The sequence below is a fragment of the Paenarthrobacter sp. NPDC058040 genome (assembly GCF_042885775.1).
Lineage (GTDB): Bacteria > Actinomycetota > Actinomycetes > Actinomycetales > Micrococcaceae > Arthrobacter.
The window spans coordinates 229,060-251,050 of the sequence record NZ_JBHVRN010000008.1 but is presented as its reverse complement, the minus strand read 5'-3'; the positions used below and the strand labels follow the sequence as shown (position 1 = coordinate 251,050).

The 21,991-nt window shown below is 65.2% G+C and carries 19 protein-coding genes; 10 read left to right on the top strand and 9 right to left on the bottom strand.

What is annotated here, in order from left to right:
* Positions 1 to 16 precede the first annotated feature (16 nt).
* The 4 genes from ACFVSJ_RS13455 to ACFVSJ_RS13440 are packed head-to-tail and all read left to right on the top strand — an operon-like array spanning position 17 to position 3,599.
* Positions 17 to 1,132: an outer membrane lipoprotein carrier protein LolA gene (locus tag ACFVSJ_RS13455; RefSeq protein WP_387437293.1), complete on the top strand. Its 1,116-nt coding sequence runs from the start codon at positions 17 to 19 to the stop codon at positions 1,130 to 1,132.
* Entirely contained in the window at positions 1,119 to 2,105 is a 987-nt protein-coding gene (locus tag ACFVSJ_RS13450; protein WP_387437355.1) for an ABC transporter ATP-binding protein, read from the top strand. The genes ACFVSJ_RS13455 and ACFVSJ_RS13450 overlap by 14 nt, the downstream gene beginning before the upstream one ends.
* Positions 2,095 to 2,958, top strand: coding sequence for an ABC transporter permease (locus ACFVSJ_RS13445; RefSeq protein WP_387437292.1), 864 nt, complete (start codon positions 2,095 to 2,097; stop codon positions 2,956 to 2,958). Before ACFVSJ_RS13450 ends, ACFVSJ_RS13445 begins: the two co-directional genes overlap by 11 nt.
* A 20-nt stretch (positions 2,959 to 2,978) precedes the next feature.
* Positions 2,979 to 3,599 carry an L-threonylcarbamoyladenylate synthase gene (locus ACFVSJ_RS13440; RefSeq protein WP_387437291.1) on the top strand — a complete coding sequence of 207 codons (621 nt, stop codon included), beginning with the start codon at positions 2,979 to 2,981 and terminating at the stop codon, positions 3,597 to 3,599.
* A gap of 39 nt (positions 3,600 to 3,638) precedes the next feature.
* Here the strand turns inward: ACFVSJ_RS13440 and ligD are convergent, their stop codons facing one another.
* On the bottom strand, positions 3,639 to 4,676 hold the full coding sequence (ligD, locus tag ACFVSJ_RS13435; RefSeq protein WP_387437290.1) for a non-homologous end-joining DNA ligase: 1,038 nt from the start codon (positions 4,674 to 4,676) through the stop codon (positions 3,639 to 3,641).
* 132 nt (positions 4,677 to 4,808) lie between these two features.
* On the opposite strand from ligD, the gene ACFVSJ_RS13430 reads away from it, so the two are divergent.
* Entirely contained in the window at positions 4,809 to 5,474 is a 666-nt protein-coding gene (locus tag ACFVSJ_RS13430) for an alpha/beta family hydrolase (protein WP_387437289.1), read from the top strand.
* A 1-nt stretch (position 5,475) separates the two neighbouring features.
* On the opposite strand, the gene ACFVSJ_RS13425 is transcribed toward ACFVSJ_RS13430, so the two are convergent.
* The 3 genes from ACFVSJ_RS13425 to ACFVSJ_RS13415 form a co-directional block, all read right to left on the bottom strand.
* Positions 5,476 to 7,578 carry an elongation factor G-like protein EF-G2 gene (locus ACFVSJ_RS13425; RefSeq protein ID WP_387437288.1) on the bottom strand — a complete coding sequence of 701 codons (2,103 nt, stop codon included), beginning with the start codon at positions 7,576 to 7,578 and terminating at the stop codon, positions 5,476 to 5,478.
* A gap of 122 nt (positions 7,579 to 7,700) precedes the next feature.
* Positions 7,701 to 8,468 carry a M50 family metallopeptidase gene (locus tag ACFVSJ_RS13420; RefSeq protein WP_387437287.1) on the bottom strand — a complete coding sequence of 256 codons (768 nt, stop codon included), beginning with the start codon at positions 8,466 to 8,468 and terminating at the stop codon, positions 7,701 to 7,703.
* Positions 8,469 to 8,498: 30 nt separating this feature from the next.
* Positions 8,499 to 9,116 (bottom strand): TetR/AcrR family transcriptional regulator C-terminal domain-containing protein, encoded by a 618-nt coding sequence (locus ACFVSJ_RS13415; protein WP_387437286.1) that lies wholly within the window; start codon positions 9,114 to 9,116, stop codon positions 8,499 to 8,501.
* Positions 9,117 to 9,266: 150 nt separating this feature from the next.
* Here ACFVSJ_RS13415 and ACFVSJ_RS13410 point away from each other — a divergent pair, with 150 nt between their 5' ends.
* Positions 9,267 to 10,724 (top strand): APC family permease, encoded by a 1,458-nt coding sequence (locus ACFVSJ_RS13410; RefSeq protein WP_387437285.1) that lies wholly within the window; start codon positions 9,267 to 9,269, stop codon positions 10,722 to 10,724.
* Positions 10,714 to 12,351, top strand: a complete 1,638-nt coding sequence (locus ACFVSJ_RS13405; protein WP_387437284.1) for an amidohydrolase — start codon at positions 10,714 to 10,716, stop codon at positions 12,349 to 12,351. Before ACFVSJ_RS13410 ends, ACFVSJ_RS13405 begins: the two co-directional genes overlap by 11 nt.
* A gap of 11 nt (positions 12,352 to 12,362) precedes the next feature.
* On the opposite strand, the gene hrpB is transcribed toward ACFVSJ_RS13405, so the two are convergent.
* On the bottom strand, positions 12,363 to 15,071 hold the full coding sequence (gene hrpB / locus ACFVSJ_RS13400) for an ATP-dependent helicase HrpB (RefSeq protein WP_387437283.1): 2,709 nt from the start codon (positions 15,069 to 15,071) through the stop codon (positions 12,363 to 12,365).
* Positions 15,072 to 15,258: 187 nt separating this feature from the next.
* On the opposite strand from hrpB, the gene ACFVSJ_RS13395 reads away from it, so the two are divergent.
* Both ACFVSJ_RS13395 and aqpZ read left to right on the top strand, forming a co-directional pair.
* Positions 15,259 to 15,483, top strand: a complete 225-nt coding sequence (locus tag ACFVSJ_RS13395; RefSeq protein ID WP_387437282.1) for an antitoxin — start codon at positions 15,259 to 15,261, stop codon at positions 15,481 to 15,483.
* Positions 15,484 to 15,534: 51 nt separating this feature from the next.
* Complete coding sequence (aqpZ, locus tag ACFVSJ_RS13390) at positions 15,535 to 16,320, top strand: aquaporin Z (protein ID WP_387437281.1); 786 nt, start codon at positions 15,535 to 15,537, stop codon at positions 16,318 to 16,320.
* Positions 16,321 to 16,384: 64 nt separating this feature from the next.
* Here the strand turns inward: aqpZ and ACFVSJ_RS13385 are convergent, their stop codons facing one another.
* Positions 16,385 to 17,428, bottom strand: a complete 1,044-nt coding sequence (locus ACFVSJ_RS13385; protein WP_387437280.1) for an NAD(P)-dependent alcohol dehydrogenase — start codon at positions 17,426 to 17,428, stop codon at positions 16,385 to 16,387.
* 191 nt (positions 17,429 to 17,619) lie between these two features.
* Between ACFVSJ_RS13385 and ACFVSJ_RS13380 the strand changes: the two genes are divergently transcribed.
* Positions 17,620 to 19,356, top strand: coding sequence for a DUF222 domain-containing protein (locus ACFVSJ_RS13380; protein ID WP_387437279.1), 1,737 nt, complete (start codon positions 17,620 to 17,622; stop codon positions 19,354 to 19,356).
* A 22-nt stretch (positions 19,357 to 19,378) separates the two neighbouring features.
* Here ACFVSJ_RS13380 and ACFVSJ_RS13375 read toward each other — a convergent pair whose 3' ends face one another.
* From ACFVSJ_RS13375 to ACFVSJ_RS13365, 3 genes are all read right to left on the bottom strand, one after another.
* Positions 19,379 to 20,632: an RNA polymerase sigma factor gene (locus ACFVSJ_RS13375; RefSeq protein ID WP_387437278.1), complete on the bottom strand. Its 1,254-nt coding sequence runs from the start codon at positions 20,630 to 20,632 to the stop codon at positions 19,379 to 19,381.
* 35 nt (positions 20,633 to 20,667) lie between these two features.
* Positions 20,668 to 21,087, bottom strand: a complete 420-nt coding sequence (locus ACFVSJ_RS13370; protein ID WP_387437277.1) for a YciI family protein — start codon at positions 21,085 to 21,087, stop codon at positions 20,668 to 20,670.
* Positions 21,088 to 21,328: 241 nt separating this feature from the next.
* Positions 21,329 to 21,880 carry a hypothetical protein gene (locus ACFVSJ_RS13365; RefSeq protein ID WP_387437276.1) on the bottom strand — a complete coding sequence of 184 codons (552 nt, stop codon included), beginning with the start codon at positions 21,878 to 21,880 and terminating at the stop codon, positions 21,329 to 21,331.
* Positions 21,881 to 21,991: the final 111 nt, after the last annotated feature.

Genomic DNA, 21,991 nt, shown 5'->3' with positions numbered 1-21,991 from the left:
ACGGTGGTCGGTAACCATGTCACGGGCAAAGCAGCGTTGGCTGCCTGCTCTCCTCATCCCCCTTGCGCTCATAGCGGCGATCCTCGTTGGATCCATCCAAGCAGGTGCCGCCCCGTCGCTCCCGCCGAAGTCCGCCGCGGAAATCCTGGCCATGATCGCCAAGACGTCCGTCCGGGCATTCTCGGGAACGGTCTCCCAGGAGGCGAACCTCGGCCTGCCGGACGTGGGCACCGGCGTGGGAGCAGCGGCCGGGGCGGGCTCGGCCTTGGAATTCCTGAGCGGTTCGCATACTGCCCGTGTGTACGTGGACGCCCCCGGCCAGGCGCGGGTGCAGGTCCTGGACCGCATGGCGGAGCGGGACGTGATCGTCAACGGAACCGACGCCTGGTTCTACAACTCCTCGGACAACAGCGTGGTCCATGCAGCCCTGCCCTCGCGAACGGGCACCAGCGGCACGGAGGTCCCGCCCGCGAGGCAGCCCCGTTACGGGGAACTGACCCCCGAGGCACTTGCCACGCGCTTCCTGGCGGCCGTGGATTCCAGCACTGAGGTTACCGTGGGCGGGGCTTCCACCGTGGCGGGACGCAGCGCCTACAGCCTGACGCTGACTCCGCGCTCCGCGGACACGCTGGTGGACTCGGTGACCATCAACGCCGACTCCGAAACGGGGTTTCCTCTGGGCGTGACCGTGAAGGCCAAGGGCCAAGCTGAACCGGCCTACTCCCTCGCGTTCACGGAGCTGGTCCTCTCGGCCCCGGATGCAGCCCTCTTCACTTTCACGCCACCCGCGGGTGCGACGGTAAAGGAAGAGATCGTAGCCGCCAAGCCTGCTCCGCCGCTGCCGGTCCCCGAAACCACAACGCCCGCCCCTGATGCCCCACGGGCCATGCCGCTCCCCCACCCGGGCCCCAGCATTACTGGTGAAGGATGGGGTTCTGTCATGGCTTTGCCGGCTGGTTCCGCGCCGGCCGGGCTCCTTTCCAACCCCCAGCTGTCACAAGTACTGCAGCCGGTGGCCGGCGGGCGGGCTTTGACCACCTCCCTGGTAAGCGTCTTGATTCTCGACGACGGCCGCGTCTTGGCGGGCATGGTTCCTTTGGACCGACTTGAGTCAGCCGCTGCCGCCGGTTGAGGGACCTCCTGCCAAGGAGGCGCGCGTCGGGGACAGCGGTGACCTCGCCATAGAGACGCGTGGCCTGCTGAAGAGTTTCGGCCGCCGCGCAGCCGTGGACGGCATCGACTTGGCCGTGCCCCGTGGCGCAGTCTTCGGCTTCCTGGGACCCAACGGGTCAGGGAAGACCACCACCATCCGCATGCTCCTGGGCCTGGCCTCTGCGGACAAGGGCCTGATCCGGGTGCTGGGCCGGGACATGCCGCAAAGCCTGTCCGCCGTCCTCCCGGATGTAGGCGCCTTGGTGGAGGGCCCCGGCTTCTATCCGTTCCTCACGGGTGCAGGAAACCTCATGCGACTGGACGCCGCTGACAGGCATGCTTCCCCGGCCACGCGGCGCCAACGCGTGGAAGACGCGCTGGGTCGTGTGGGCCTCAGCCACGCAGCACGGAAGAAGGTCCGGGCATATTCCCTGGGAATGAAGCAACGGCTTGGCCTGGCCAATGCGCTGCTCAGGCCGAGGGAACTCCTGGTCCTGGACGAGCCGACCAACGGCCTGGATCCGCAGGGCACGCGGGAGGTGCGCAACCTGGTCAGGTCCTTGGCGGCCGGAGGCACCACGGTCTTCGTTTCCAGCCACCTTTTGGCCGAGGTGGAACACATGTGCACCCACGTCGGCGTCATGAGTGCCGGGAGGCTGGTGGCCCAGGGTCCCCTGGATCAACTCCGGTCCGCCGGGCAGGCACACGTATTGGTGCAAACGCCCGACGTCGACCATGCCGCCCGTGTCCTGACGCGCCTGGGCCTGGTACCCGGTCCGGCCCCGGCTCCGGGCGCGCTGCTGGGCACCGGGCTGGATGGTGTGGCACCCGAGGCGATCGTTGCCGCCTTGGTAGGGGACGGCGTCAGGGTGCGCGGGTTCTCCGTGGAAAACGCCAGCCTGGAAGAACGGTACGTTTCGCTCACCGGAGAGGGGTTCGACGTTGTCGGCTGAAGCAGTTGAAACGGGTGCTGCACGGCCTCGCCCTGGATCGGGCTGGCGGCTCGCAGGCTCCGAACTGTCGGTGCTGTTCCGTCGGCTCCGTACCTTGGCGATGCTGCTGGCCCTCGCTGCCGTGCCAGTGCTGATTGCCGTTGCGGTGAAGCTTTCTTCCCGGGAAGTCCCGCCCGGGCGTGGTCCGCTGTTCCTTGACCGCGTGAGCCAGAACGGACTGTTCGTTGCCGTGACCGCGCTGGTGGTCTGCGTCCCGTTGTTCCTTCCCTTGACTGTCGGTGTGGTGGCCGGAGACACCATCGCGGGCGAAGCGAACCTCGGCACGCTCAGGTACCTCTTGCTGGCACCCGCCGGCCGGATCCGGCTCCTGCTGGTGAAGTATGCCGGTGCCGTCGCCTTCTGTTGCGCAGCCACCGCTACCGTGGCGACGGCAGGTGCCTTGGCCGGCGTCGTGCTTTTTCCGATCGGTCCGGTGACGCTGCTCTCCGGCGACACCATCAGCGTTGGCGAATCCGTGGTGCGGTCCCTGCTGATCGCCGCCTACATCACCGTCTCCCTGCTGGGCCTTTCCGCGATCGGCCTGCTCATCTCCACGTTCACCGACGTTCCCGTGGGAGCGATGGCCGCCACGATCGTGCTGGCCGTCGTCTCGCAGGTCCTGGACAACCTGCCCCAGCTCGAATGGCTGCACCCATGGTTGTTCAGCCACCATTGGCTCGGTTTCGCCGACCTGTTGCGGCAGCCCATCGCGTGGGGTTCCTTTGGTGACAACGCACTGCTCCAGGCCGGTTACATCGCGGTGTGCGGCGCCCTCGCGTACGCAAAGTTCTCCAATAAGGACGTCCTGTCCTAGCTTTGCCGTAGGCTCGTCCCATGGCCAGATTCTTCGACGTCCATCCTGTAGATCCCCAACCCCGGGCCATTGGCCAGGTGGTCAACATGCTGCAGGACGGCGGACTCATCGCGTACCCCACCGACTCCTGCTATGCATTGGGCGCGCAGATCGGAAACCGGGAAGCGCTGGACCGGATCCGGGCCATCCGACACCTCGACGACAAGCACCATTTCACGCTGGTCTGTAAAGACTTCGCCCAGATGGGGCAGTTCGTGATGCTGGACAATGACGTCTTCCGGAGCATCAAGGCAGTGACTCCGGGCAGTTACACGTTCATCCTCCCCGCCACGCGCGAAGTCCCGAAGCGCCTCCTCCACCCCAAGAAGAAGACCGTGGGCGTGCGCATCCCGGACCACAAGGTGGTCCAGGCGATCCTTGCCGAATTGGGCGAACCGTTGCTTTCCAGCACGCTCCTGCTTCCGGACGAAGAAGAGCCGTTGACCCAGGGCTGGGAAATCAAAGAACGGCTGGACAACGAAGTGGATGGCGTCATCGACTCGGGAGACACCGGCTCGGAACCCACCACGGTGATCGATTTCTCCAGCGGCGTGGCCGAGGTAGTACGGCGGGGCACCGGCGACACATCCCGCTTCGAATAGCCCGACGGCGGGACTAACCGAAGCGGAACCGGCTTCACCCTAGCTCCCCGCTGGTTCCTCCGGCTTGCGTGCGCGGCTGGGCTGCACCCGCATGGGCTCGCCCGGCATCTTGGGGAATTCGGGCGGGAAGGGCATTTCCCCTTGGCCGTTTTGCACGTCACGTTCCCACCACTGCAGCAGCACATCGATATCGCCGGGCTTCTCATGCATGGCCGCCCAGGGGTCCCCCAGCTTCTTCAGGCGCTCCGGGACGGTCGTGATGGTGTACTTTGCGGGATCGGCGTTCTCCAGTTCGTCCCAGGCAAGAGGGCATGAGACCTGTGCCCGGGGAACGGCACGCGGGCTGTAGGCACCGGCAATGGTCCTGTCCCGGTTGGCTTGGTTGAAGTCCACGAAAATCCGCGCTCCCCTCTCCTCTTTCCACCAGGCCGTGGTGACTGTGTCCGGCATCCGGCGTTCCAATTCGCGGCCGGCAGCAATGACAGCATGCCTGACATCAAGGAACTCGTGCTTGGGGTGGATTGGAGCGTAAACGTGCAGGCCACGGTTGCCCGATGTCTTGATGAAGGCAGTCAGCCCCGCTTCGTCCAATACTGACCGGAGTTCCTGGGCGGCCGGGATCGCATCCGCGAAATCGGTGCCGGGCTGGGGGTCGAGGTCGATCCGCAATTGGTCCGGGTTGTCGGGATCGTTGGCCCGCGACGCCCACGGGTGGAAGACTACGGTGTTCATTTGGGCCGCCCACACAGCAGCCGCCGGTTCGTCAATCACCAATTGCGGGTGGGACCGCGCGCTCGGGTACGTCACCATGACCGATCGGATATAGTCCGGAGCGCCCTTGGGAGGGTTCTTCGAGAAGAACATGTCCCCCTCGATGGTGCCCGAGTAACGCTGCAGGCTGACCGGACGGTTCCCGTTCGCTGCGACAAAGGCATCGCCCACTTCCGCCAGATAGGTGGCAAGATCCAGTTTGGTCACCCCGGCCTCCGGCCACACGACGCGGCTTGGACTGGAAATGCGGACCTCGCGGGGACCTTCGGGGCCGGGCACGGTCAGGGTGGTGGATTCGCTCGCCATGGCCACAAGCTATCGCGTGGAGACCGTGCGCGTCAGCACGCCGCTGGCATTTCGGAGCATTTTTCTGCCCGCGTTTTGCCGAGGTGGCGGTTGCATGCCATCGGGACGGCCCGGCTGGACCATGATGGTTGTATGCCGCACACCGAAACCGCACTGACCATTGCCGTCGACGACCTCCGCGTCTCCGGGCTCCACATCCGTCCGGAGAATCCCTTTGCGACCTTGGTTGTTGCCCACGGTGCAGGTGCAGGGATGGAGCATCCGTTCCTGCAGGGCTTTTCGGAGGCCATGGCCAACGAAGGCGTCGCCACTCTTCGCTTCAACTTCCCCTACCGCGAGGCGGGCCGGAAGTTCCCCGACCGCCCTCCCCTGGCCATCGCGACCTGGCGGTCCGTGATGGACAAAGCCGCGGAACTCTCGGACGGTGAACCCCTGTGGGCTTCGGGAAAGTCCTTCGGTGGACGAATGGCCTCCATGGCAGTGGCCGAAGGCATGGCCGCCACGGGCCTGGTGTACTTCGGCTACCCCCTGCACGCACCCGGCAAGCCGGACAAGCTCCGCGATGAACACCTTTACGGCATCACCGCGCCCATGCTGTTCCTGCAAGGTACCCGGGATACGTTCGCCACGCCTGAGTTGCTTGAGTCCGTTGTTGAGCGGATCGGCCCGACGGCGACCCTCCAGTGGTGCGAGGGCGGAGACCATTCGTTCGCAGTCAAAGGCGTGAAGCGGACTGCCGCCGAGACAGGGGCTTCGCTGGCGCCGGCCACGGCGGCTTTCCTGCGGGATCAGGCCTAGCCTATTTGGCCAGCGGTTCGTGGCGAAGATACGAACGCCTGAACCTTCCCGTCCCGGCGGTCAACGCCCGCAGCTCGATCGCGTAGCGCAGGAGCTCCTGGTCGGGCACTTCGGCACTGACCTCGGCACCCTCGCCGCCTCCACTGTCCGTACCGGTCACCCGGCCCCGCCGGCCGGACAGGTCGCTCATGACCGTGCCCACATATGCGTCCGGGACGCTGACCACGACGCTGGACACCGGTTCCAGCAGTTGGATTTTTGCTGCCCCCGCGGCTTCGCGAAGGGCCAAGGCACCGGCCGACTGGAAGGCGGCGTCGGACGAGTCCACGCTGTGTGTCTTGCCGCCCACCAGGGTCACTTTGATGTCCACTACGGGAAAGCCCTCGGCGACACCCTTCAGCATTTGCGCACGGACGCCTTTCTCAACCGACGTAACGAACGTGCCGGGGATGACGCCCCCAACGATCTTGTCCACGAACTGGAATCCTTCACCCCGGGCCAGCGGCTCCACCTCGATGTCGCAGATGGCGAACTGGCCGTGGCCGCCGGACTGCTTCACATGCCGCCCGTGACCGGATGCCTTGGAGGCAAACGTCTCGCGCAGCGGCGTGACCACATCCACGGTTTGCAGCTTGACGCCTTGGTTGCGAAGCCTGTCCAGGACCACTTCGGCGTGCGCCTCCCCCATGCACCACAGCACCAGTTGATGGGTGTCCTGGTTGCGTTCCACCCGGAGGGTGGGATCGGCAGCAGCAATCTTGCCGATGCTCTTGGCCAACGCATCTTCGTCACTGCGGGAGGCGCCCTCAACGGCAATGGGCATGAGCGGCTCAGGAATGTTCCAGGTTTCGATCAGCAGGGGGTTCTCGCGGTCCGAAACCGTGTCCCCCGTCTCGGCGCCCGCGAGCTTGCTGATGGCACAAATGTCTCCGGCGATGCACTGCGGCACTGCCTTCAGGCTGGAACCAACGGGTGAGTACAAGTGCGTTACCCGTTCATCGCTGTCGTGGTCTTCGTGTCCCCTGTCGGCCAGCCCGCGTCCGCCGATGTGGATGGCCGAGTCCTCCCGCAGGGTCCCGGAAAACACCCGTACCAGGCATACCCGGCCAAGGAACGGATCCACGGTGGTCCGGACCACCTCTGCCGCCAGCGGCCCATCCGGGTTGCATCCGAGAGGCTTGAGGGACGCACCGTCCAGCTTCATGGCCGGTGGTGCTGAACGCTCGGCCGGTGAGGGCAGGGCGTCAGTGAGCAGGGACATAAGTTCGGCCAGGCCCAACCCTGTTTCAGCCGAGGTGGGTATGACGGGAAAGAAGCTGCCGCGGGAGACCGCTGTTTCGAGGTCGTCGATGAGGTCCGCCAAGGGCAATTCCTCACCGCCCAGGTAGCGGTCCATGAGTGTCTCATCTTCGCTTTCGGCGATGATGCCCTCAATAAGGGGTCCACGGGCGTCCTCCAAGGCTGCGGCCGTGGCGGCGTCGAACGGGGTGTCAGTTCCGTGAAGCACACCGGCGAGGGCGTCCCCTGCCGGGAGGTACAACGGCAGCACCGCCTCGCCGAACGCGTCCTGGCAGCGAACGACGGCGGCACTGAAGTCGGCGCGCGGATGGTCCAGGCGGCTGACCACTACGGCCCGTGGCAGGCGGATCCTCCCGCACTCATTCCAGAGGGCAATGGTGGCGCCGTCGATTCCATCGACGGCCGAGACAACAAAAAGGGCCGCATCAGCGGCCCTGAGTCCGGCACGCAATTCGCCGGTGAAATCCGTGTACCCCGGAGTGTCAATGAGGTTGACTTTGACGTCACCCACCCGGATGGGCGCCACCGAGAGCGTGACGGAGCGCTGTTGATGGACCGCGGACGGATCCGCATCGCCCACCGTGGTGCCTTCAATGATGGAACCCATCCGGGTGATGGCACCCGTCGCGGCCAAGAGCGCCTCGACGAGCATGGTCTTGCCCGCGCCGGAATGTCCCACCAGTGCCACGTTGCGGATCAGGGTGGGGTCGGTGGCGGAAAGGCCTGTCCCGTTGTCGCTTCGTCGGGACTCGGGAGCGCTTGCTCCCGCCGCCTTGGCTGTTTCCCGTGCGCCCTTCGCGGACATGGGCACCTCCTGGTGTCGTATCCAAGCCTGTGGTCCGAACGCCTGGGATGGTTCGAACATGTACAAGGATTGGACACCCTCAAGCAACCGCAGGGCAAGAGGCAACGGCGGAGCCGCGCGGATCAGCTGAGCACGACTCCCACTACATCCCAGAGCAGCCACACCAAGGCTGCGGCGCATGCTGCAATGACTGCCGTGAACGCTGTTATCCACACGAACCCTGGTACTCCAGTGGTTCGTCCCAGGATCCATGCATCCGATGACTGGAGCCGGTTCCGCCGCCGGGTATGGACACCGGCCAGTTTGAGCAGATCCCGCACACCGCCCACGGTCAGGGCGATTCCGAGCGCCAACACCACGTAGTTCACGGCTTCGGGCGACGCGAAGATGATCAACAGTTGGGCGGTGGCTGCGCTGACCACGGCCACCAGGATGCCCGTGAGGTTGCGCAGGAAAATCAGCGAAACCAAGAGGATGATCGCTCCGATGGACATTGCCGCGCCCGAACGTCCGGCTGAGAAGGCAGCAATCAGGGCCAGTCCGACGACGGCCGGCGCCGGATAGCCCCAGAACCCGGACCACGCCGCACCAAAGGCACTCCGGCCACTGCTGACCAGCCGGCCGGAGTGGTCCAGCCCGATGTGGAGGCTGTGTACAAAGCGTCCAGTCATGAGCGCTGCATAGGCATGGCCGAGTTCGTGCACGAACGTCACGTAAAGACCGAACCAACGCCAGGTGATGCGGGGAATGCTCAGGAGCGTGGCGCCCACAAGGATTGCGAGCAGCACAGGCAGCGGCACGGAGCTGGTGTGGACGTCGGTGAAGCCGCGGACTACTGCCGCCCACCACGTCTCGGGCAGGGAGGCGGGATCAATGGCGGTGTGGGTCACCGTCGAAATGGTACCCAAGAAGTCTGGGAGTCAGGCCACCGTTTGCTGGAGCCGCGACCGCAAACCGGCCACCAGGATTTCCAAGCCGAAGTGGAACGCAGCCTCACCACGCTGCGCCGGCGGTCCAGAGTGCGTCAAAGCCTCGGAGAGGTTCGGGTAGCCCTCGGCGGGCGGCGCCCACACCACATCCGGAGCCGCCAGATCCAGGGCGAACCCCAAGGCAAAGCTGTCAATCGTGGAAATCGCCGACACTACGTCCCGGCCCCGGAATCCTGCGTCTTCCAAGGCGATGGCGAGATTTTCGTAGAGTGCCAGAACTTGGGGATCCTGGACCGTCTGCAGGACCAACAGGGGCGCCAGGCGGGGGTGGCGGGCGAACGCGTCCCGGTAACTGCGGACGATGGCCCTGAGCGAGTGCTCCCAATCGCGTCCCTCGTCGAGCTGGTAGGGGGCTTCGGCAATGATCCGGCCTCGCATGAGCTCAAGGATTTCGTCCCTGCCGCTGACGTGGTTATAGATGGACGATTGGCTGACGCCGATCCTCTTGGCCAGTTTGGGCAGGCTGAAATCGCCGGCTTCGTCCACGAGTTCCAAGGCAGCCGTGACCAGGGCGTCGATGGATATGAGCGGGACCGGCGGGCGTGGCATAGGAACTCCAATCGGGTTGTTGGTACGACTCTAGCCAGAACTTCGGACGAAAGTATTGTGCGTCGGGTCACAACACCCTACGATAAAACGAAAGGCTTTCGCTAAGGCCTTCCTCCCCCACATTTCCAGCTTGAGACTTTCGAGGCCCCCATGTCTGATACCGAAACCCGCCCTCCGGCAGCCGATGCTGCCAACGGGCTGAAACGAAATGCCATCGGCACCGGAGGGATTGCCTTCCTGGTGATCTCCGCAGCAGCACCCCTGACCGTCATGGCCGGCGTGGCCCCGGTAGCCATCGGCATCGGGGGCATAGGCGCCCCCATGGGCTACCTCATCGCCGGCGCGGTCCTGCTGGTCTTCGCCGTCGCGTTCATGGCCATGACCAAACATGTCAAGGCCGCAGGCGGCTTCTACACGTACATCACGCTGGCCATGGGCAAGACCGTCGGGCTGGCCTCCGCCATCCTCGCGATCGTGTCCTACAACTGCCTGCAGATCGGCGTCTACGGACTCTTCGCCGTGCAGACCCAGGCCATGCTCCGCACGCTCTTCGGCCTGGATGTCCCCTGGCCCGTGGTTGCCCTCGTGGCCATAGGCGCTGTCTGGTTCCTTGGCTACCGGGGAATCGACGTCGGGGCAAAGGTGCTTGGCATACTGCTCATCGCCGAAACAGCAATCCTGGCCGTCATGGGCGTCGGTATTCTCAGCGCGGGAGGCGCCAGCGGCATCAGCGTGGCCTCCTTCTCGCCCGAACATGCGTTCACGCCCGGCGTGCTCGCAATCCTGGCCATTTGCTTCGCAGCCTTCATGGGTTTCGAATCCACGGTGCTGTATCGTCGCGAAGCGCGGAACCCGGACAAGTCTGTGCCGCGGGCGACCTACATCGCCGTCGGCTTCATGTCCGTGTTCTACGCCTTCATCGTCTGGACCGTGGTTCAGGCCTATGGGGATGGGGACGTCATTGCCGCCGCGGGCGAACTGGCCGACGGAATGTTCTTCGCCACCATCAACCACTATGTGGGGCCGTGGGCGGAAGTGGTCATGTACATCCTCATCGTCACCAGCGTCTATGCGTCCCAGCTGGCCTTCCATAACGCCATCAACCGCTACGTGTACATGCTGGCCAAGGACGGCGTCCTCCCGGCTTTCCTGGGCAGGACTCACCCCAAGTACAAGTCCCCGCACCGCGCCGGGCAGCTCCAGACGATCCTCGCCGCCGTCGTCATCATCATTTGCGCCGTTGCCGGCGCCGATCCCTACAAGCAACTGCTGATCTGGGTGAATACCCCCGGCATTTTCGGAATCGTCGCGCTCCAGGGACTGGTCTCGGTAGCAGCCTTCCTCTACTTGCGGCGCAACCCCGAAGCCGTCACCCACCGACTGCTGGTGCCGATAAGCATCGCCTCCGCCGTCCTCCTGTTCGGTGTGGTGGCCCTCATCGCCATCAACATCGAGCTGCTGACCTTCGCCGATGCACTGACCAACACCATCCTCCTGCTCGTAGCACCCGCCGTTTTCCTCGGCGGACTGCTGGCGGCCCGCAGCCTGCGCGCCCGCCGTCCCCACGTTTTCGACCGCATTGGAAGCTTTGAAACCCATGACTCCTGACCTGATAATCCTCGCCGACACCATCCACACGCTTGCCCGCCATCGCACCGAAGAAGAGCCCATCCAAGCCGTCGCGGTCAGCGGCGGGCTGGTTGCCGCCGTCGGGAGCCGCCTGGAGGCACAAGACTGGCGACGGCCGGGCATCCGGGTGATCGACCTGGGCAACGCGACGCTCACCCCGGGTCTGGTGGACTGCCACATCCACCCGGTGTTTGGACTGGACCTCACCGTCGGGTGCGATCTCTCCACCGCTGGAACCCTGGACGAAGTCCGCGCCATGCTGCAGGCCGAAAGCAGGCGAAGCAACGACGACGGCTGGTTGCGTGGATGGGGCCTGAACCCGAACGCCTTTGGTTCCGAGCCGCTTCACCGCTCAGTCATCGATGAGCTGGCAGAGGGTCGGCCGGCCTTGATCCGGCTGTTCGACGGGCACTCGGCGTTGGCCAACAGCCGGGCCCTGGAGATCGCCGGAGTCAACGGACGCCGCGATTTCGAGCAAGCGGCCGAGATAGTGTGTGACGCAGACGGCGCACCGACCGGCCTGCTCCTCGAAGCGGCAGCAATGGAACTCGTGCAACGCCACCTTCCCCAGGAGCCGTTCCAGGAACGGAAGGCCCGCCTGGGGCAACTCCTCCAGGATTTTGCGCGCTCCGGCCTGACGGGCGGGCACGTGATGGACCACAGCGACGAAACAACTGCACTCCTCCAGGCTTTGGAGGCCGAGGGCGATTTGCCCTTGCGGCTCCGGACTGCCCCCTGGTGCATGCCGGGAACGGGCGAGGCCGACTGGGACCAACTGGCACGGTCCATCGGCACTGGCGGGCGGCGGTGGTCCATTGAAGCCATCAAGCTCTTTGTGGACGGCACCATCGACAACGGCACAGCATGGCTGTACGAACCGGATATCTACGGCCAGTCAACGGCACCCTTCTGGCCGCGTCCGGAAGAATACGCGGCCGCGGTGCACTTCTTCGCCGCCCGTGGAATCCCCACGGCGACCCATGCCATCGGGGACGCAGGCGTTGAGCACGTGCTGGACGCTTTTGGCTCGCTGCCGCAGGCCGCGGGATCCGCTGGCCGGCAGGCCGTCCACAGGATCGAGCACATCGAAACCGTTCCGGATGAACTGGTGGAGCGATTCAGGGCCGCTGGTGTCATTGCCAGCATGCAACCGAGCCATTGCACCCACTACTCATTGGCTGACCACAGCGACAACTGGTCCACCCGGCTCGGCAAGGAACGGGCCGACCGGGCCTGGCGGTGCCGGGACCTCCGTGATGCGGGCATCGTCCTGGGCATCGGCTCGGACTGGCCGATCGCACCGTACCAGCCCCTGCCGATCATTGCCGACGCCCAGTTGCGCAGGCGCTCAGGGCATCCCGAACAGGATCCGGTTGCTCCCGCCCAGGCGCTGACCGCCCTTCAGGCCTTGGAGGGATACACCTCCCACGCCGCCCGGGCAGCCGGACTGTGGGATGTCTCCGGTTCGATTGAGGTGGGCAAACGAGCCGACTTCACGGCCTTCGAACTCGATCCACTCGCGACTGCGCCGGATGAGTTCGCAGCAAGCAGTGTCCTGGGAACCTTCGTGGACGGGGAGGTTCAGTTCATGCTGGACAGGCTCTAGGAACCCGCGGGCTACATCCGGTTCTTGGTCTTGGCCGTCGCAGGCGCCGTCCATGGGTCTTCCGGCCAAGGATGCTTGGGGTAACGTCCCCTCATCTCGGCCCGCACCTGGCTGTACGGGCCGGACCAGAAGGAGGCGAGGTCGTCGGTCACGGCCAAGGGTCGCCCTGCAGGCGACAGCAAGTGGAACAGCACAGGGACCCTGCCATCCACGAGGCGGGGCGTGCTGGCCCAGCCAAAGCATTCCTGGAGCTTGACCGCCACAACGGGCCTGCCGCCGTCGTGGTTTCCGCCTCCGGTGCCGGCCTCCGGATACTCGATCCGCACCCGCGAGCCGCTTGGGACCTCGAGCCTTTCGGGGGCGAGGCTGTCCAGGTGGACGGCCTCGGGCCAGGGAAGGAGCCGCCGCAGTGGTTCGGCGAGGTCGAGCGCGTTGGCAGGCTTTCCGTCCGCCAACGCTTCCAGTTCGGGCGCGAGCCATTCGTCCAGGCGGGCCAGTAGTGCGGGCTCGCTGACGTCGGGCCAGGGGTCGCCGAGGTGGTGGTGCAGAAGGGCGAGGCGTCGTCGCAGGCCATCAGCAGCTGCCGACCAGCCAATCATCGAGAGGCCGGTCTTCGCGAGAGCTTCGGCCACGGCGATGCGGCTCTCCTCCGGTCCAGGCCGCTCGGGTGTGGAAGCCAGGACGATGGCACCAAGTCGCCGCTCCAACCGGGCAGTGACTTTGCCCCGTTCGAAGCGTGCCTTGAGCGACTCTTCCAGCAGGTCCGGCGCCGCCGCGATGGCCAACTCCTCGGGGATCGGGGCCGCCGACCGGATCACGGCGCCCGTTCCAGCAGCGTCACGACCCTGGGCGCGGGAAACCTCGGCCACGGCCAGCCAGTCATGCCCGGCCAACGAACTGCCGGCCGGAAGCCCGGCGCGGGTTCCCGACGTCAGGAGGTACGTGGTTGCGCCATCTCCGGGCACCCGCCGGGCGATCCGGTCCGGAAAAGCCAGCGCGACGACGAACCCGGGTGCCTCAGACGCCGCGGTCTTGCGCGGTGGTTGGGAATGCACGACGCCGGTCCCACCTTGACGGGCGATCGATTCGAACCGCTTCGCCTCCTCGGCGAATCGTCTGGAACCCGGATCGGAACCGGACTTCAGGGCAGAAAGCAACCGGGTCAGATCAGCGCCTTGGGCCCGCTGCTCCCCCGAAACGAGGGCAACCGCCTCCGCCGCGGGCCGGGGACCAACAACTGCCGAACCGTCCAGCAGCGCCCTCGCGAGCCTCGGATCTGCGGGGATGCGGACCAACGTCTTGCCAAGGTCGGTGGCAGCGCCCTTGGACGTCACGGCGCCAAGTTCCCGCAGGACCTCCACAGCATCGTCCATGGCTGCCTTGGGCGGCGCGTCGGGAAGTGCCAGGCCGTCGCCACGCGGAGCGCCCCAACAGGCCAGGACCAGCGCTGCGCCGGTCAAGTCCGCGACGGCCATCTCTGGCACCTGATGGGCGGGCGCTGCGGCGAAGGCCTGCTCGTCATAGCAACGGACAACCGTCCCCGGACCTTGACGGGCCGCACGTCCGGCGCGCTGCTCGGCGGACGCCTTGGAACAGGAAACAGTAACCAGCCCGGACATGCCGCGTCCCGCGTCCCGCCGCGACTCCCGGGACAGGCCCGAGTCCACCACCAGCCGGACACCGGGAACAGTCAAGGACGATTCCGCGAGGGCGGTGGAAACGATGATCCGCGGCCGGCCGCCCGGCCGGCGCCCCGAAACCGCGCGGTCCTGCTGTTCCGGAGTCGCTTGGCCGTGGAGCTCAAGTACCTCAGTCCCGCCGCCCACGCGGCTGCGGAGGCGGGCAGCGACGTCGGACACTTCCCGGACGCCGGGAACAAAGACGAGCGCGTCCACGTCCGGATCGTACGCAAGTGCCTCAGCGTGGGACCCTTCTGCGGTGTCCGCGATGTGGTCCAGGAAGCTGCGTGTCACGCCGCGGCCATCGAGCCGGGGCGCGGACGCCGGAACCCATTCGACAGTGAGTGGGTGCAGGGCCGAAGGGCAGTCGACGACGGGAGCCGGCCTGCCGCCGTCGGGGGCTGGTTGTTCCTGGGTTGCCGCCGCTGGAAGGGCCGTCCGCCCCAGGAGGGCCGCGAAGCGTGGCGCGTCCAGGGTCGCCGACATCGCCACCAGCACCAGGTCGCCGCGAAGCTCGCGGACCTCCGCCAGCATGCCCAGCAACAGATCGGTCTCCAGTCCCCGCTCATGGACTTCGTCCAGGATTACCGCGTGGACGTTTTCGAGGCCCGGGTCCGTGAGGAGCCGTCGAAGCAGGATCCCGGGAGTGACGAACTCCACAACGGTATCCGGGCCGCTTGTTGACTCACCCCGGACGGTGAAGCCGACTCGCGCACCTGGCCTGGCCCCTGCAGGCTTGCCTTGCGTCCTGTCCCGCGTTTGGTCCAGCCGGCTGCCGGCGTCGAGGGCCGCCAGGCGACGAGCGGCGGACCGCGCGGCGACGCGACGCGGCTGGGTGACGATGACGCGGGGCTGGGATATGCCCCGTTCGTGAAGCAAGTTGACCAGCAGCGGCGGAACAAGAGTCGTCTTGCCGGTTCCCGGCGGTGCCTGGACAACCGCCGTGCCGCCGTCGGGCTGGCTGTTCAATGCCGAGGTCAGCTTCTCGATGGATTCGGCGAATACAAGGCCCTTGCCGATGGTGTCCAGGTTGAAAGTCACTGAACCATTCTCCCTTGGGGCGGGTGTGGTTCAGGGTTCAGGACCCGCTTGGCCAACGGTTCCGAGTCGGAATTCACCGACCATGCACAAGAAGATCGCCGAGTCGCGTCACGAATGTCCCTCTCGGAGGACAAAACCTGTGGAGCGAATCGGCTCCACGACCACACAGCAGAGAAAGAGGTACGGCATGGGACTGTTTGACGATCTCCAGGGCAAGGCACAGGACCTGATTGCGGGCAACGAGGAAGCCATCCGCGACGGCATAGAAAAAGTCGGCGATTTCGTCGACGCACAGACCGGAGGCAAGTTTTCCAGCCAGGTTGACCTTGTGCAGGGTGCCGCTTCGGACTACGTGACGAACCTCGAAGAAGAAGGTGGGCAAGCTTCCAACACGGAGTCTCCTCAGCAGTAGCTCTTCTTCTGTCGTTCCTACCCCTACGATCCCTCGTTTGAAAGGCCCAGCATGGTCAGCCGCAATACCCAAACCCCCGTACGACCCACGGATGGAGATGCCGGACCAGCGCTGGCGTCCAGACTCGGGGCCGAGGCAATCGGTACGTTCATTTTGGTCTTTGGTGGTGTTGGCACTGCATTGTTCGCAGCGAACTTCCCGGATGCCTCAAACACCTTGGGCGTTGGGTTCCTCGGGGTATCGCTGGCCTTCGGGCTGACGGTCGTCGCCGGCGCCTACGCTTTCGGCCACGTTTCCGGCGGGCATTTCAACCCGGCTGTGACCATAGGCCTGGCGGTCGCCGGGCGCTTTCCGGCCAAGGACATCGCAGCCTACGTCGTGGCCCAGGTTGTGGGCGGAGCGGCGGCCTCCAGCGTGCTGGCCGCGATCGCCGCGGGCGGTCCCGATGGCTTCTTCTCCGCCGCGCGCGCCGGCGGGTTCGCCTCCAACGGTTACGGTGAACACTCCCCTGGCGGGTTTGGGCTCATGCCGGCGCTGGTGATCGAGTTCGTTCTGACAGCGGTCTTCCTCTTGGTCATTCTTGGAGTCACGGACCGGCGTGCCACGCCCGGCTTCGCGGCACTTGCCATTGGGTTCAGCCTCACGCTCATCCACCTCATCAGCATCCCCGTGACCAACACCTCGGTGAACCCTGCACGTTCCATTGCCACGGCGCTTTACGCCGATGGCTGGGCCGTCAGTCAACTATGGGTCTTCATCGTCGCGCCCATCGCCGGTGCCGTCGCGGGAGCGTTGCTGGACCGTTTCGTAAGGAACAGGAACTGCACGGACGCCTAGACGCAACAGCGTCCGGGCGTCCGGCAGTAAACACGCAACCAGGGCGGCCCCGTTGCCGGCCAGGTCAGGCGATGGTTTCGGCGTCGATCACGAAGCGGTACCGGACGTCCGAGGCCAAGACGCGTTCGTAGGCTTCATTGATCTTCTCCGCCGGAATGACCTCGATTTCTGCACCAAGGTCGTGCTCGGCGCAGAAGTTCAGCATCTCCTGCGTTTCGCGGATTCCACCAATGGCGGACCCGGCGAACGACCGGCGCCCACCGATCAGTGCGAACGCGTTGACCGGAAGCGGCTCGGCAGGCGCGCCGACATTGACCAGCGTGCCATCGAGGGCCAGCAACTTGAGGTAGGCGCTGATGTCGATGGACGCGCTCACGGTATTAATGATGAGGTCGAACGTGCCGCCGAGTTGTTCAAACGTCGAAGGGTCGCTCGTAGCGTAGTACGTGTCGGCCCCGAGCTTGAGGCCGTCCTCCATCTTCTTCAACGACTGGGAAAGCACAGTGACCTCGGCGCCCATGGCATGTGCCAGCTTGACGGCCATGTGACCCAGGCCGCCCAGTCCGACGACTGCGACCTTCTTGCCGGGTCCAGCACCCCAGTGACGCAGGGGTGAGTACGTGGTGATCCCGGCGCACAGCAACGGCGCCGCGACATCGAGGTCCAGGCCCTCGGGGATGGTGACAACGAAGTCCTCGTTCACCACCACGGCGCTGGAGTAGCCACCCTGGGTGATGGTGCCATCGCGGTCCACCGAACCGTAGGTACCTACGTTGCCGTTCAGGCAGTACTGCTCTTGGCCGGCCTCACAGTTGGCACATTCCTTGCAGGAATTGACCATGCAGCCAACGCCGACGCGGTCCCCCACTTTGTGCTTGGTCACTCCCGGGCCGACCTCAGTGACGACACCGGCGATCTCGTGGCCCGGGGCCAGGGGATACTGCTGGGGTCCCCATTCGCCGCGGACGGTGTGGATGTCCGAGTGGCAGATGCCGGCGAACTTGATGTCGATGTGGACGTCGTGGTGGCCAACTTCGCGACGCTCAATGGTGGTCAAGGCCAGATCGCCCGTGGCCGAAGGGGCAGCGTATGCGGTAGCGGTAGGCATGTTTCTCCTGCTGGTCATCATTTGTGGATGCTTCCATCAAACCTGCTTTTATCGGCCCGAGGGAGTGTCTGCTGAGACTGGGATTGGGAGTCCTACCCACACAAGCCGATGACTGTGCGAATTTTCGGGGTTTATCCACATAGGGATGTTGGGATGATCACAGGGAAACGGGAGGGTGTCAGGGTTGGTTTATGGGCATCAGCGGGCAGGATTCGGGGTTACGGGCGGAGGCGTCCGGTGCTGTTCCTGCCGCTGGTTCCGAGGTCACGACGGCGGTGGCCGGTTCCGTGGACACCGCCCGACCCTCCGGGCTGCTGATCAACGGAAACAGCATCAGCGAAGCCATCCCCGGTCACCACGCAGTTCCTTCGACACCGGTGGATCCCGCCGCCGAGGATGTAGGAACGGCGCTCGAAGACGGAGCGACAGCACTCGGAACGTTACGGGACGCGGCCTTGGACGCGGCACGGATGTTCGACTTTTACGAAGCAGCCGACTTCGCCGGGCACGTCGAGGACCTTTCCCGCACCATCGAGTACCTGCAGATCGTTGCGGCGCAGGCGGTCGAACGAACCCGCGAGGAAGCCAAAATCACCTCCCGCTCCCGTTTGGCTGTAAACAGCCGCCCGACATGGCGAACGGGGTGGGCGGAACCGGAGTCCAGCACGGCAGATCCGGCGGAGACTCCGGCTGCCGCGGCCGGTTCGATCTTGGATGACGGATACCGGAATGCTGCCGAGTTCCTCCGCGCCAGGCTCCGGATCGAAGTCCGGGAAGCCCGCCGCCGCCTTGCCCTGGCCGCCACCCTGCTGCCCTCAACCACCTTGACCGGTCAAACCACCCCACCCCGCCACGAACATCTCGCCGCCGCACTGGCCACCGCCTTGGTGCCCACCCGCGCGGCAACCATCATCACCGGAGCACTGGACCGCGTCGCGTTCATCGCCGAACCCGGCATCCTGGCCGCCATGGAACACGCCCTTACCCGCACGGCCACCGAAACCGACCCCGACTTCCTGGCCAAGACAGCCCGCCGCTGGACGGACAGAATCGACCAAGACGGACACGAACCCAGCGAAGAAGAACTCCGCACCCTCCAAGGCGCGTTCCTCCGCAAACCCCGACGCGGCCTGCACCACATCGAAATCTTCGCCACTGCCGAACAATACGAAACTCTCACGACGGTCATGAACGCTGCCACCAACCCCCGGCTCACTACCGCCGCCAGCGCCGTCGCAATGGACACTGCCGTCGCAGGCACCGAGAACGAGGAAACAGAGTGGGCTCCGGAACTGGACCGTCGCTCGCGCGCCCAGAAACTCCTCGACGGCCTCGTCGGCGGCTGCGCACTTGCCTTAAGAACAGGCAAGCTCCCCGCCAACGGCGGCCTCAAACCCCAAGTCAATGTCTACATCGGTGCCGAGGACCTTTGTACGCAACTTTCACCTTCAGGCATCGCAGACCCGACAACCAGCCAATCAAGCATTCCCCCACGAGTCAGCACCGGAACCGGCACCTTCACCGGCCCCATCCACCCCGAAACCATCCGCAAAATCGCCTGCGACGCCGACATCCTGCCCGTCCTGCTCGGCACCGACGGGCAAATCCTCGACATCGGCCGCACCAGCCGCGTCTTCCCACCCCACATCCGCAAAGCCCTCAACGCCCGCGACCAAGGCTGCGCCTTCCCCGACTGCACCCTCCCCGCACCCTGGTGCGAAGCCCACCACATCACCTACTGGTCACAAGGCGGACCTACCAGCACCGACAACGGCGTCCTCCTCTGCTCACACCACCACCACCTCATCCACAAAGAACAATGGAAAATAACCGCCAAAAACGGCGTCCCCTGGTTCACCCCGCCCCCACACATCGACCCCACCCAGACACCCCGACAAAACCACTACCGCAAACCACAAAGGACGTAAGCCATGCATTTGCCGCTGCCCGTCAGGAGATGCCGAGTCCGTCAATCTTCCGTTGCAGGGCAGACCGCTCGGCGGCATTCGAACATCGCTCAAATGCCAGAACCAGCGCGGCTTTGGCCTCAACGGGTCGGCCAAGCCGTGCCAGCAGCTCACCGCGAACCGCCGGCAAGGAATGGGACCCGCGCAGAACATCCCGCTCGGCCAATGCGTCCAGCAGCTCCAATCCCGCAGCCGGACCGGATGCCATGGCTACGGCAGCTGCCCGGTTAAGTTCAATGATTGGCGAAGGCGTCAGCCTGCCCAGGGCCTCGTACAGGATGACGATCCTGGCCCAATCCGTTTCGGCAACAGAAGGAGCAATGGCATGGCATTCCCCGATTGACGCCTGAAGCCCGTAGGCACCGAGGCCTCGGCCACCGGCCACGGCGGTCGCAAGAGCTGCGCGACCGCGCCGGATTGCAGACTGGTCCCACCGGCGTCGATCCTGGTCTTCAAGCAGCACAGGCCTTCCTTGCGAGTCCAGCCGGGCTGGAAACCGGGCGGCCGTCAACTCCATCAAGGCGAGAAGGCTGAAGGCTTCAGGTTCGGGCGACAACTGAACAAGGATGCGGGCCAGGCGCCTGGCTTCGCTCGCGAGGTCGGTGCGCATCCAATCGTCGCCTCCGCTGGCGAAGGACCCTTCGGAGAAGATGAGGTAGACGACGTGCAAGACGGAACCCAGGCGCTCGGGCAACTCGTGGGCCTCGGGGACGGCAAAGGGAATGTGCGCCGCGGCCAGTGTCTTCTTGGCGCGCGTGATGCGGGCCTGGATGGTGGGCACGGGTAGGAGGAAAGCTTTGGCGATCTGCTCGGTACCCATGCCACCCACGACGCGGAGGGTCAGTGCTATCCGGGATTCCTTGGACAGAATGGGATGGCAGGAGACGAACATCAAGGCCAAAACGTCGTCCTGGACTGCGTCCGGGCTGAAAAGCGCGTCCACGGTGGGATCCTCTTCCGACAACCCGTTGGCCAGCAGTGCGTACTTTTCGTCCCGGGCTGCATGCCTCCGGAAGGTATCGATCGCACGACGACGGCCCGCAGTGAGCAGCCAGCCCACCGGTTCGCTGGGGACACCGTTGACAGACCAGGAGACCAGCGCCTCGGCGACTGCCTCTTGGGCGAGGTCTTCGGCCAACGGGAAGTCGCCCGTGTAACGGGCAAGGGCGCCGACGATGCGGGCGGATTCGCTCCGCCACACGGCTTCGACCGCGGCCCTCGCCGCGTTGCTGCCCACGTTAGTTACAGTCCGGTACGCCCTGCGACGAGCCCTTAGAGTTGTCCGGTCTGCTCACGCCAGGCTCGTTCCTTTTGGATCCATTCGTTGTCCTGCGGGAATTCGTCGATGCCAGGTACCCTCCGGATCTCGGTCTTCGTTCCGGCCGTCATCGGTGCCCGCTTGGCCCACTCGACCGCTTCCTGCTTGGATGCCACGTCGAGAATGTAGTAGCCCGCGAACAGTTCCTTGGTCTCCCCGTACGGGCCATCCGTCACCATGGGCGTCTCGCCGGTGAAGTCCACCACGACGCCTTCCTTCGGGTCATCGAGCCCCTCTGCGGCAAGGAGCACCCCGGCGCGGATCAGTTCGTCGTTGAACTTACCCATGACTTCGAGCATTTCATTGAAGTCGGCGGTCTCGAAGTTCGCCAGCGACTCGTCGGTTGCACGCATGATCAGCATGTACTTGGCCATCTCAATCAATCTCCTTGGTTTTGGAAGGTCGCCCTCCGACCTTCTCATTACAAGGTCGAACGGATCGAGCATTAATCGACGGCGACTTCAAAAAACTTCTGACAGAGCGCAAGTTTGCCCCAGCCAAAGGAAAGATCCCCCGGAAACCCTGTCCGGGGGATCTCTTCTTTTTCTTTCAGGTCTTGATGGTTATGGGTTGCTGTGGGGCCTGGGAACCGTCGCCGTCCGCGGGCCCGAGGGGCTATCGACCGCCTCCCCCGATAACACCGGCTTCGACTGCCTTGGTCACTGCGTCTGCCTCGGCCTGCGTAAGCTTGCCGTCGGAGACAGCTTTGTCGAGCCGTGTCTTAAGCTCGGCGGAGCGATCAGCCTTGGCTTCGGTACGGATCTCTTCGAGGGCCGCCGTCACTTTGGATTCGTCGACCCCAAGGGCTTCTGCCAGCGACTTGGCCAAAGCGGCATCACGTGCTGCCCGGTCCGGCTTGGTGCCTTCGGTACCCTGGGCGGGCGGAGTGGTGGGTTTGTTGGCGTCACGGAATGACTTCAACGCCTCGGTGACCTTGGATTCGTCAACGCCGAGTTTGGTGGCCAAGGCGGAAGCGATCTGTGCCCCATCCCGCCCGTGGCCGCCGTGCCGTCCCTGGCCGCCGTCGGGGGTGGACCCTTCGGTGGACGACGTTGCACTCGGTGTTGGCGTGCTGGTGGCTGAGGCGACGCTCGTGACTCCCAGTCCAGCCCCCAAAGCCAACGCGCCTGCCGTGACACCCAGCGTGATCTTCTTGGTTTTTGACATATGCCTCTCCTGACTCAGCAGCCAAACAGCTGCAGCACCGTAGTACGGCTGGTGACGTGCGGACAGCAGGTTGCGCCGTCCTTCTTCAACAGTGGGCCAGCGAACCCAGTC